Source organism: Amycolatopsis sp. NPDC051102, from assembly GCF_040682815.1.
GTDB lineage: Bacteria > Actinomycetota > Actinomycetes > Mycobacteriales > Pseudonocardiaceae > Amycolatopsis.
Genome location: NZ_JBFBBT010000002.1, coordinates 895,515 through 905,615 on the forward strand (window position 1 = coordinate 895,515; position 10,101 = coordinate 905,615).

The following is a 10,101-nucleotide window of genomic DNA, read 5'->3' on the forward strand; positions in this document are numbered from 1 at the left end:
ACCCGCTCAGCGGTTTCCGTTGCCGGCGAAGCTTTTTTCCACCGCTTCCAGCCTGGGTACCGCGACGCCCAGGCGTCGTGCTTCAGCCAGGGTGTCGCGGCAGACCGCCCGCGGCTCCTCGGCTCCGGGGTCGGCGTGGCCCTCGAAACTCCGGCGCATGAGCGGGACATGAGCGGTCAGCCACGCGAACGCGGGGGCCGTCAGGCAGGTCGGTGCCCGGAACCCCAGCGTGCCACTCCGGTGACGCCGCAGGTCGATCCCGCGGGCTTCGAGCACCGGCAGCAGCTCGCGGGCGGCCAGCAGCGCCTCACGCAAGTCCCCCGTCGCGCCGGCCAGTTCGGACAGCGTTCCCAGCCGCAAGCCCTGCGAATGCAAGGCCGCGTTCATCACGAAATGGAGCCACAGCCAGGCACGGAAATCGCGTTTCTCCTGCAGCCGGAAACCGGCCTCGCGAAACACCCGCCGCGCGACCCTCTCACGCTCGGTCGGGGGCCGGCCGAGGGTGCCGAAGACGACCGCGGGCAGCAGCGACGCGCGGAGCACGCCGTCTTCGCCGAAGCCGCCGCCGGCCAGCGGGAAGCCCCACGCCACCTGATCGATGGGAAGAGCGCCGATGGCGGCCAGTGGCTCGGCCCAGATGTTGCCGAACACCAGCACCGTGGCGTTGCCGGCGCGTGGTGCCAGGAAAGCGGCCGCCTCCGCGAGGCGGTGGTGCGGCACGCTCAGCACGATCAGGTCGAAGTCGTGGTCCGGCGCCAGCTCCTCGCGGTAGCGCACCGGCCATGCCTCGACGACGCGCTTCCCCCGGATCCGCTTCCGCGCGTCGAGCAGGTCGAGTTCCAGCGAGCCGCCGTAAGCCGATGCGCGGCCCGGCCGGACGTAGAACTCGATGTCATGACCGGCGCGTTCCAGTGCCCAGCCGTACACCGTGGCGATCACGCCCCGGCCGAACATGAGGATCTTCATGCGCCCCTCGTCGGGTATGCTGAAATTGGAGGTCATCTCCACTTAGCACGCTATTGAGGTGGTACCCGCTTGTCAACGCGAGGTGGTGAATGAACGCCGGCAAGCCGCTGCGTGCCGACGCCCGGCGCAACCGGGATGCGGTGCTGGCCAAGGCGCGGGAAGTCTTCGACGACGGCAGCTTCTTCGACCTGCCCTTCGACGATTTCGCCCGCTTGGCCGGAGTGGGCACGGGCACGCTGTACCGCCACTTCCCGACGCGGGAAGCGTTGGCCGAGGCCGTCTACCGCGAGGAAGTCGCGACGTTGTGCGGCCGCGCCCGCCGGCTGCAGGCAACGCTGCCCGCGGCGGAGGCCTTGGTGAGCTTCCTGCATGGCATGGTCGGCTACCTCGACACCTACCAGGGCCTCGCCCGGACACTGGCCACGCTCATGACGACCGATTCGAGCGCCCTCGCCGAAGGCAGCCGGGAGCTGGAGCAGGCTGTCACCGACCTCGTGGCCGCAGCGGTGAAGGAGGGCTCCATCCGCGACGACGTGGGCGCCGGTGCGGTGATGATGGCCCTGCACGGCATCTGCGCGGCGTACGACCGCCCCGGCTGGCGAACCGAGGCCGACGGCGTCATCACCCTCGTGCTGGCCGGACTGCGCCGCTCACCAGCCGGCTAGCCAATCGGGTAGCCGGTTGCGGCGACGCGGTCGGCGACGGCGGCCAGGGTGGTGGCGGAGTTGAGCGCCGTCACGACGCTCGCGGTCAACGGTTCCCCGGCGTAGACGTGCCGCACTGCGTCGATGTCGATCGGCATTTCGTAGTAGTCCTGGGCCCAGTCCTGGAACGCCTCGGGCGTGCGGTCGGTCAGCAGCCCGAACAGCCAGTCGGCTCCGTCGTCGCCTTCGTCGGGGAAATCGATGACGCCATGCCGCCAGCCGGGATCGTGGTGCTCACGCCACAGGCACACCGTGACCTGCGGTGTGCCGAACTCGTCGGAGAACGCCGGTTCGGCCACGCAGTCCCGGAACAGGTCGGGCACGGCATCGAGCACACCGGGCCAGGGCTTCTGGTCGTCGGTGGCGTGGGGACTCATCGGCGACTCGTGGTCGAACCCGCGCACGTAGGCGCCTGCGGCCGTGAACGTTATGGAGTACTCGTTGCCTGAGCCGTCCCGCATGGACGCCAGCTCTTCGCCGGGCGCCCAAGCGGTGTCGTAGCGGTGGTGCCGGTCCTCGCTTTCGGGGTCCAGCACGACGTCCAAGGCGGCCAGCGCGCGGCACAGCGCGCGCAGCTCCGGGATGTCGGGCAGGCGACGGGCGAGGTCGTACACGGTCACACCGACATCCAACCAGCCGCGGATGCCCGGCTCACCCCGCGGTGCGGCGTCACGGGTTCGCGATCGTGGTGCTGTGGTGGAAAAGCGCCCGGTACTCCTGGGGTGAGGTGCCGATGTGCCGGTGGAACGCCGCCCGCACCGAAGACGGCGCGCCGAGTCCGGTGAGACGGCCGATCCGCTCGACGGGCATGGTGGTCGTCTCCAGGAGTTCGCGTGCGCGGTCGATGCGGGCGTCGGCCAGCCAGGCCATCGGGGAGGTCCCGGTTTCCTGGCGGAACCGGCGGATGAGCGTCCGCCGGGACATGTGGGCGTGTTTCGCGAGAGCGTCGACGGTGAGCTCGTCGGCGAGGTTGTCGAGCATCCAGTCCCGCAGCGGGGTGAGCTCGTCGCCGGTCGCGTCGGCTCGGAGCCGTTCGATGTACCGGGCCTGGCCGCCGGTGCGCCGCGGCGGGGCGACCAGCGCACGGGCGCGGGTGTTGGCCGCGGCCGGGCCCTGGTCGCGGCGCACCAGGTGCAGGCAGAGGTCGAGCCCCGCGGTCACGCCGGCGGAGCTGAGGATGTCGCCGTCGTCGACGTACATCCGGTCCGGCACGACCTCGACCTTCGGGTACTGCCGGCGGAGCTGGGCGGCGTACTGCCAGTGCGTGGTCGCCGGGCGTCCGTCGAGCAGGCCGGCCGCGGCGAGGGCGAAGACGCCGACGCAGATGGAAACCAGCCGGGCGCCGCCGTCGTGCGCCGCGCGCAGCGCGTCCAGGACGTCGGCCGACGGTGGTGTGTCGATGTCCTGGTAGCCCGGGACGATCACGGTGCCGGCCCCGCTCAGCGCGTCGAGGCCGGCCGTGGCGGTGACCGTGAAACCCGCGCCCGGCACCGGTCCGGGGCCGCCTGCTGTGCACACGATCAGTTCGTAGTGCGGATCTGCCGCGAAGACCTGGGTCGCGATACCGAATTCCAGCGCCGGGACGCCGGGCAGGACGAGGACCGCGATCCGGTGGGTCATGGCCCGATGATAGCGGTGGCTGGCCCTCGGGCCACTGTTCGGCGTGGCGGCCGGCTCCTACGGTTCGGTGCATGACCAACGCACTTGCGCTGCCCCGCGGCCCACTGGCCGATGCGAGCCTCGCTCTGACGCGGCAGTCGGTCAGCGCGCCGATCGCCGACCACAGCATCCGCAGCTTCCTGTTCGCCCGCCTGCTGGCCGAGCAGGAAGGCGCCGTGCACGACGCGGCCTACGACGAGGACCTGCTCTTCGCCGCCTGCGTCCTGCACGACCTGGGCCTGGGCACCCTCGCGGCGGGCGAGGCGCGGTTCGAGGTGGAGGGAGCGGACCTGGCCGCGTCGGTGCTGACCGAGCACGGCGTCCCCGCCGCGGACGTCGACCGGGTGTGGGAGGCGATCGCGCTGCACTCTTCCCTGGGCCTGGCCGACCGGCGGGGATTGCTGACTTGCCTCACGCACAAGGGGGTCTTCATCGACGCCGGCCGCTTCGACGACCTCGACCCGGATCTGTTGCGGCCGGTGTACGCCGGTTATCCGCGACCGGCCGATGCCCGCTTCATCCAGGACGCGATCGTCGAGCACGCCGCCCGCTCGGAGGCGGCCGCTCCCCCGTACTCGATCGCGGCCGAGCTGCTGCGTCAGCGACGTGCCGAGGCATGAACCCGTTGCGGTGATTCACGTAACGGGCGGATGCGGGACGACGACCTCCTGCTGAGCGGTCACGAGCGGATCCGGTGCCCGGCCGCTGTGTGGGTGGCGTGGCTGGGGGGTGGATGGCCGAACACGACCCGGTTCCCGGCGCCGGCGGGCCCGACGTGGTGTCGCAAGTGCACAACACCGTGTCCGCCGAGACTGCTCCGGGCGTGGTGATCCAGGCCGGCACCATCGCCGGTGTCGTCCACCAGCAGCTGCCGCCGTACCGGATGCCGGTTCCGCGGCAGCTGCCGCCCGGGCCCGCCCGGTTCGTCGGCCGCCAGGCCGAACTGGCCCGGCTCAGCGCCGTGCTGGACGCCGAGGCGGCGCCGGGCGCCGCCGTCGTGATCTCCGCATTGGCCGGCACCGGAGGGATCGGGAAGACCGCGCTGGCGCTGCACTGGGCGCACGCCAACCAGGACCGGTTCCCCGACGGCCAGCTTTTCGTCGACCTGCAGGCGTTTTCGCCGGTGGGCGCGCCGCTGGAGCCGGCGGTCGCGGTGCGCGGGTTCCTGGACGCCTTCGGGGTGGATCCCGCCCGGATCCCCGGTCCGCTGCACGCCCAGGTCGGCCTGTACCGGAGCCTGGTCGACGGCAGGCGCATGCTGATCATGCTGGACAACGCGGCCGGCGTCGAGCAGGTGCGGTCCCTGCTGCCGGGCAGCCCGGCCTGCACCGTGATCGTGACCAGCCGGCACCGGCTCATCGGGCTGCTCACGGCCCACGTCCGCCTGCTGGATCTCGACGTGCTGCCTTCCTCCGACGCCAGGAGCCTGCTGGCGAGCCACCTCGGCCCGCAGCGGATGGCGGCCGAGCCGGAGGCGGTGAGCGATCTGCTGGCCTGCTGCGCGGGGCTTCCGCTGGCGATCCGGATCGTCGCCGCCCGTACCCAGCACCAGCCGGGCTTCCCGCTCGCGGTGCTGGCCGAGGAACTGCGCGACACGGCCGCCCGGCTGGACGGGCTGGACGCCGGGGACCTGCACTCGAACCTGCGCGTCGTCCTGTCGTGGTCGGCCCGCGCGCTGAGCGGTACGGCGGGGCTCCTGCTGGGTTTACTGGCGATCGCGCCGGGCCCGGACATCAGCCTGCCCGCCGTCGTGGCGCTGGCGGCACTCCCCGTGAGCCGGACGCGGCTGGTGCTGCGCGAGCTGGAGAACGCGTCCCTGGCCCAACAGCACTCCCCCGGCCGGTACCGGATGCACGACCTGATCCGCCTGTTCGCCGCGGACCCCTGGCGCGAGGACCTGGAGACGCGGGAAGCGGCGCTGCGGCGGGTCATCGACTTCTACCTGCACGTCGCCTACGCCGCCGACCGCATCCTGCACCCGCACCGGCCGCCCATCCGGCTCGAGCGGCCCGCGCCCGAGGTGCGCCCCGAGCTGCGCGCCGACGCATCGATCGCGATGGCGTGGCTGGAGACCGAGCACCCCACCCTGCTGGCGGCCCACCAGGCCGCCGTCGACAACGCCTGGCACGACGCGGTGTGGCAGCTGGCGTGGGCGTTGGACACGTTCCACTACCGGCGGGGACACCGCCGCGACCGGCTCCGGGTGTGGCAGCTGGCGGTGGCCGCCGCGGAGCACCTGCCGGACGCCGTCGCCCGCATCGACGCTCACCAGCACCTCGGCCACGCCCACACCGCCTTGGGCCGCACCGAGGAAGGGATCGATCACCTGCAGCGCGCGCTCGACCTGGCCAAGCACCACCACGACACCGACCGGCAGGCCCAGACCCACCGGCACCTGGCGTGGGCCTGGGAGCACGGAGGGGACAACCGGCAGGCGCTGGAGCACGCCGTGCGCGCCCGGGACCTGTTCCGCGTCCTGGACAAGCCGGTCCTGGAAGCCTTCGCGCTCAACGCGGCGGGGTGGCTCGCGGCCCAGCTGGGCTGGTACGACATCGCCCGCCGCCGCTGCCTGACCGCACTGGCCCAGCACCGGCGCCACCGCAACCCCCTCGGCGAGGCGAAGACCCTGGACAGCCTCGGCTACATAGCCCACCAAACCGGCGACGACCGGCTGGCGATCGCCTACTACCGGCACGCCGCGGGCCTCCACCGAGCCCTCGGCAACACAACGGAAGCCGTCAACACCCTCGACCGCCTCGGCCACCCGCACGTGGCCCTGGGCGAGCACGAACTGGCCCGAGCGGCGTGGCGGGAGGCCCGCCAGATGTACCACGACCAAGGCCGCGACGCCGACGCCGACCGCGTCCAGCACCTGCTCGACGACCTGGACGGTGGCGCCCGTTCGAGCGAGTAGTCCGATCCGCTTGACGCGAGGTGGCGTGAACGAAGTTTGTAACTGCTGACTATCCACGGTGACTGACGTGTCGTGAACACAGCATCGCTCGTTCTTTCGATCGTCGCCGTCGTCGTGTCGGTGCTCAACGGACTTCGCCAGTGGCGGCTCTCGCGGCACGCCAACTCGCTTCGGGTGGTAGTGGACCTCGCCCCCATCGCGGGCCACCTCGGGGAATCAGCGGTCGTCGCCTGGGAAAAGCTGCTTCAGTGTGTGAGTTGTTCACAGCGCGGTCGCACAGCCGACGGAGACGGCTCCGAAGACCGGGTGGCCGGATACTGGACTGATGGTGACCGATGAACTCGTGCGCGAAGTCGCGTTCCCGAGTGCCGAGGTGGTGTTGGCGGGGTCGCTGGCCGTTCCCGATAGCCGTGCCCCGGTTCCGGGGGTGGTCATGGTCGGCGGCTCCGGACCGTCCGACCGGAACAACGACACTTTCTTCCCGCCGATCCGGCGGCAGCTCGTGGAAGCCGGGTTCGCCGTGCTCTCCTACGACAAGCGCGGCGTCGGCGCGTCCTCCGGCGACTGGCTCGCGGGAACTATCGACGACTTCGCGGTCGACGCCGCCGCGGCGCTGGAGTTCCTTCGCTCCCACCCTGACGTCGAGGCCGAAACCACCGGCCTGTTCGGCCACAGCGAAGGCGGCTGGGTCGTCCTGCGTGCCGCGGGCCGTGAGGATGTCCCCTGGGTGATCACCAACGGCTGCCCCGGGATGACACCCGCTGTTCAAGACCGTTATGCACTCACCGTTGCCCTCCAGGCCATTCCCGGAGTCACACATCACGACGCCGCGGCCACGCTGGCCGTGTACGACCGCCTCGTCGAAGCAGGCCGACGCGGCGCCGGCTTCGACGAGGCGACGCGGTTGGTTCAGTCCTTCTCGATTCCCGCCGCCGTCGAAGGACTGTTCGGCGATTACTGGGCCGAGATGAACGAGCACCTCTGGGAGTTCATCAAACGCAAGCAGGACCACGATCCGATCCCGGACGTCCTGCGTCTGCGTTGTCCCCACCTGGCCACCTTCGGCGGCGCCGACGAGCTGGTCCCCGTCGCGGACAGCATCGGCCTGTTCGCCGCGGCCGCCTGCCGTGCCGAGCGCGATCCGCGGGCGGCTCTGACCGTCGAGGTGTTCCCGCATGCCGACCACCGGGTTCAGGTGCACGGTGGCACCGCTCTGGTCCCCGGCTACGTCGAGACCCTGGTCCGGTGGATCACCGGGTGTCGCGCGGCGGGCCGGTGATCGCGGCGGGTTCGAGGACGACGACGGGGATCTTGCGCTCGGTGTAGGTCGCATAGCTGGCATACGGCCGGTAAATCGCCACCGCTCGCTCCCACAAGCGGTCCCGCTCCGCGCCCTCGGCGACGCGCGGACGGACCCGCCGGCGTTCGCCGCCGGGCAGTTCGACCTCTGTGGCCGCCATTGCCATCAGGTTGTGGAACCACGCCGGGTGCGCGTCCACGCCGCCTTTCGACGCGATGACCACCAGTCGCGGGGCGTCGTCGAGGTAGATCAACGGGCTGATGCGGGCCTGGCCGGACTTGCGGCCGACGTGGTGGAGCAGCAGCACCGGCGCGCCGCCGAAGTACGAGCCGCCCACCTTGCCGGCGGTCTTGCGGAACAGGAACGTGTTGAGCCGCGTCAGCTGTCGCTGCAGCTTCCAGTAGCGGGATGTGGGTGCGGGAGCCTTGGGCATGCCATCATTCTGTCAGTTGATGACAAGTGTCGTCAAGTGACAAGAGTCCGAGTGTGACGTGAGTGCCGTAGAGTGCTCGGCATGGAGGAGCTCGGCCTGCGGGAACGGAAGAAGCAGCGGACGCGGGAGGCGCTGATCAACGCCGCCCAGGAGCTGTTCTGCGCCCACGGCTTCGAGGCCACGACCATCGACCAGATCGCCGGATCGGTCGAAGTCTCCTCGCGGACGTTCTTCCGGTACTTCACCTCGAAAGAGGACGTCGCGCTGGCCCTCGCGGACGAACAGATCACCGCGGTGCTGACCGCGTTCGCCGCGCAGCCGGCCGATCTGCCGGTGCTCACCGCGATGCGGACCGCCGCGGTCGATGTCATGCGGGCGTTCGAGACCGACACTCGCTTCCACAGCCTGCAGGACGTCATCTCGGCCAACCCTGCGCTGCTGGCGGCGCGCATCGAGCGGGCGACCGCCCGCCTCGACGAGGTGGCGAGCCTGATCGGCACCCGGATGGGCGTCGACCCGGCCGAGGATCCCCGGCCGCACCTGGTGGCCGCGGTGGCGCTGTGCGCGGTTCAGACAACCGTCGTCGCCTGGCGCGCGGCGGGCCGGCAAGGCCCGGAATCCGAGCTGATCGGGCAGGCGTTCGACCTGCTGTCCACCGGCCTCGACTACCCGGCAGAGCCGGCGGTCACCGCACGAAGGTGATCGGATAGCCCGACGCGCCACCGTCGAGCAGGTGGTCGTCGTGGCCCTTCAGGAACCGGGTGAAGAACGACGCCACCAGTGCTCGGGTCGCGGCCACGGCACGGCGTCCGTCGACCGTTCCGACCGCCGCCGCCAGCACCTCGGCCGGTACCCGGCCCGCCAGCTGAGGGAGCAAGGCCTCGGCGTCGGTGAAGGAGGCGTGCGCGGAGTCGTCCAGGGTGACGTCGGCCTTCCAGCCGTGCTGGTGCCGCCAGAACGCCGCCCACGACGGCTCGCGGTGGATGTCGTTCCCGCTCGCTGCCGAACCGCTGCCCAGCAGCAGGAACGGGCGGTCCAGACCGTGCTGGGCGACCTCGCTCAGGTTCGTGCCGTCCGGCTCGACCGAGTACTCCAGCGTGCCGTCCATGTCGATGCCGGCCTTGATCCGACGATCGGTGTACATCATGTTCGCGGCCGTGAAGCCGCCGCCGGACTGCCCGAACATTCCGATCCGGCGGAGGTCCATGCCCGCGCTCAGCCTGCCCGGCAGGCTCGCCAACCGGTCGAGCACCAGGCTGATGTCGGCCGTGCGCGCCTCCATCAGCTTCCTGAAGAACGCCGGCGTCGTGCCGGTGCGGTACGCCTCATCCCACGCCGCGAGCATCGGGCCGTTGCCGGTCACATGACCGTCCGGGAACTGGACCGCCGGCCCTTCCCCGGGGTGGTCGACGGTGACGACCACGAAACCGCGCGAGGCGAGCTCCTCGACCAGCGAAACGTTCCAGTCCCGCGGGTCCCCGGCGCCGGGCGAGTACAGCACGACGGGGAACCGCCCGGGCGCCATCGCGGCGTCGCGCACGGAGTGGGTCTTGGTCGACGCCCAGTCGACCAGGCCGGCCGGCAAGCCGAGGTTGCCCCCGGCCACCGCGGCCACCGCCGCCGGGAACTGGTGGGTGACCGGGGCGGTTCCACTGTGGACAGCCGGGTGGAAGACACTGATCATCAGCTCCCGGTAGGGCTGCGCCGGCACCCACGGATCGGGCCGAGTGCGGTCGACGAGGCGGAAACTCGATTCGCCGACGGCGTAACGGCCAGTCGGCGCGGGAAGCGTGAGCGTCAGCCCCTTGGCCGCGGACGCCGCCGGAGCCGAGACGGCGAGCATGATCCCGGCCAGCGAAGCGGCGACGAAACTGCGCATGGTGACTCCTTCGGCTGCGGTGACGGGCACGGGATCGAGCTTTCCGTCCCGCTGCGTCGTCGACCATCAGGCCGGCAGGGGTTTCCTGTTCCGGAAAACCGTAATCCGCCGAGGCGGAAAGCTTCCCGAGGGATCGGGAGCGGCTTGCGGTCGTGACGTGCATGCCATCGAACCGCTCGAACTCGTGCGCATGCTGCGCGACCTCGGCGCCGCCTGCCGGCCGGCGTGACAGCGGATCCGGTCCAG

The 10,101-nt window shown here is 71.2% G+C and carries 11 protein-coding genes; 6 read left to right on the top strand and 5 right to left on the bottom strand.

All coding sequences use genetic code 11. The features are described 5' to 3' along the window. Window positions 1-6 precede the first annotated feature (6 nt). Window positions 7-966 carry a 2-dehydropantoate 2-reductase N-terminal domain-containing protein gene (locus AB0M93_RS10095; RefSeq protein ID WP_364270499.1) on the bottom strand — a complete coding sequence of 320 codons (960 nt, stop codon included), beginning with the start codon at window positions 964-966 and terminating at the stop codon, window positions 7-9. A gap of 89 nt (window positions 967-1,055) precedes the next feature. On the opposite strand from AB0M93_RS10095, the gene AB0M93_RS10100 reads away from it, so the two are divergent. Further along, window positions 1,056-1,631 carry a TetR/AcrR family transcriptional regulator gene (locus AB0M93_RS10100; protein ID WP_364270502.1) on the top strand — a complete coding sequence of 192 codons (576 nt, stop codon included), beginning with the start codon at window positions 1,056-1,058 and terminating at the stop codon, window positions 1,629-1,631. Here the strand turns inward: AB0M93_RS10100 and AB0M93_RS10105 are convergent. Both AB0M93_RS10105 and AB0M93_RS10110 read right to left on the bottom strand, forming a co-directional pair. Beyond that, complete coding sequence (locus tag AB0M93_RS10105) at window positions 1,628-2,290, bottom strand: hypothetical protein (protein ID WP_364270505.1); 663 nt, start codon at window positions 2,288-2,290, stop codon at window positions 1,628-1,630. The genes AB0M93_RS10100 and AB0M93_RS10105 overlap by 4 nt on opposite strands. Before the next feature lie 49 nt (window positions 2,291-2,339). After that, window positions 2,340-3,290, bottom strand: coding sequence for a helix-turn-helix domain-containing protein (locus AB0M93_RS10110; protein ID WP_364270508.1), 951 nt, complete (start codon window positions 3,288-3,290; stop codon window positions 2,340-2,342). A 71-nt stretch (window positions 3,291-3,361) separates the two neighbouring features. Here AB0M93_RS10110 and AB0M93_RS10115 point away from each other — a divergent pair, with 71 nt between their 5' ends. The 3 genes from AB0M93_RS10115 (at window position 3,362) to AB0M93_RS10125 (ending at window position 7,522) form a co-directional block, all read left to right on the top strand. After that, window positions 3,362-3,949, top strand: coding sequence for an HD domain-containing protein (locus tag AB0M93_RS10115; protein ID WP_364270511.1), 588 nt, complete (start codon window positions 3,362-3,364; stop codon window positions 3,947-3,949). Window positions 3,950-4,062: 113 nt separating this feature from the next. Then, window positions 4,063-6,243: an NB-ARC domain-containing protein gene (locus AB0M93_RS10120; RefSeq protein ID WP_364270513.1), complete on the top strand. Its 2,181-nt coding sequence runs from the start codon at window positions 4,063-4,065 to the stop codon at window positions 6,241-6,243. Between the two features lie 343 nt (window positions 6,244-6,586). After that, a complete protein-coding gene (locus AB0M93_RS10125; RefSeq protein ID WP_364270516.1) occupies window positions 6,587-7,522 on the top strand; it encodes an alpha/beta hydrolase in 936 nt (311 codons plus the stop codon). Here AB0M93_RS10125 and AB0M93_RS10130 read toward each other — a convergent pair. Further along, window positions 7,494-7,976, bottom strand: coding sequence for a nitroreductase/quinone reductase family protein (locus AB0M93_RS10130; RefSeq protein ID WP_364270519.1), 483 nt, complete (start codon window positions 7,974-7,976; stop codon window positions 7,494-7,496). The two genes, AB0M93_RS10125 and AB0M93_RS10130, sit on opposite strands and share 29 nt — an antisense overlap. An 81-nt stretch (window positions 7,977-8,057) precedes the next feature. Between AB0M93_RS10130 and AB0M93_RS10135 the strand changes: the two genes are divergently transcribed. Beyond that, window positions 8,058-8,678, top strand: coding sequence for a TetR family transcriptional regulator (locus AB0M93_RS10135; protein ID WP_364270522.1), 621 nt, complete (start codon window positions 8,058-8,060; stop codon window positions 8,676-8,678). Here the strand turns inward: AB0M93_RS10135 and AB0M93_RS10140 are convergent. Beyond that, the gene (locus AB0M93_RS10140) at window positions 8,662-9,855 is read right to left on the bottom strand and encodes a hypothetical protein (protein ID WP_364270525.1); all 1,194 of its coding nucleotides are present in this window, start codon (window positions 9,853-9,855) and stop codon (window positions 8,662-8,664) included. The genes AB0M93_RS10135 and AB0M93_RS10140 overlap by 17 nt on opposite strands. On the opposite strand from AB0M93_RS10140, the gene AB0M93_RS10145 reads away from it, so the two are divergent. Further along, the gene (locus AB0M93_RS10145) at window positions 9,854-10,084 is read left to right on the top strand and encodes a hypothetical protein (RefSeq protein WP_364270528.1); all 231 of its coding nucleotides are present in this window, start codon (window positions 9,854-9,856) and stop codon (window positions 10,082-10,084) included. The two genes, AB0M93_RS10140 and AB0M93_RS10145, sit on opposite strands and share 2 nt — an antisense overlap. Window positions 10,085-10,101: the final 17 nt, after the last annotated feature.

Bases quoted from the DNA above. Each gene is read 5' to 3' on its own strand.
- AB0M93_RS10095 (WP_364270499.1), bottom strand. From the start codon at position 966: ATGAAGATCCTCATGTTCGGCCGGGGCGTGATCGCCACGGTGTACGGC.
- AB0M93_RS10100 (WP_364270502.1), top strand. From the start codon at position 1,056: ATGAACGCCGGCAAGCCGCTGCGTGCCGACGCCCGGCGCAACCGGGAT.
- AB0M93_RS10110 (WP_364270508.1), bottom strand. From the start codon at position 3,290: ATGACCCACCGGATCGCGGTCCTCGTCCTGCCCGGCGTCCCGGCGCTG.
- AB0M93_RS10115 (WP_364270511.1), top strand. From the start codon at position 3,362: ATGACCAACGCACTTGCGCTGCCCCGCGGCCCACTGGCCGATGCGAGC.
- AB0M93_RS10120 (WP_364270513.1), top strand. From the start codon at position 4,063: ATGGCCGAACACGACCCGGTTCCCGGCGCCGGCGGGCCCGACGTGGTG.
- AB0M93_RS10130 (WP_364270519.1), bottom strand. From the start codon at position 7,976: ATGCCCAAGGCTCCCGCACCCACATCCCGCTACTGGAAGCTGCAGCGA.
- AB0M93_RS10135 (WP_364270522.1), top strand. From the start codon at position 8,058: ATGGAGGAGCTCGGCCTGCGGGAACGGAAGAAGCAGCGGACGCGGGAG.
- AB0M93_RS10145 (WP_364270528.1), top strand. From the start codon at position 9,854: ATGGTGACTCCTTCGGCTGCGGTGACGGGCACGGGATCGAGCTTTCCG.
- AB0M93_RS10140 (WP_364270525.1), bottom strand. From the start codon at position 9,855: ATGCGCAGTTTCGTCGCCGCTTCGCTGGCCGGGATCATGCTCGCCGTC.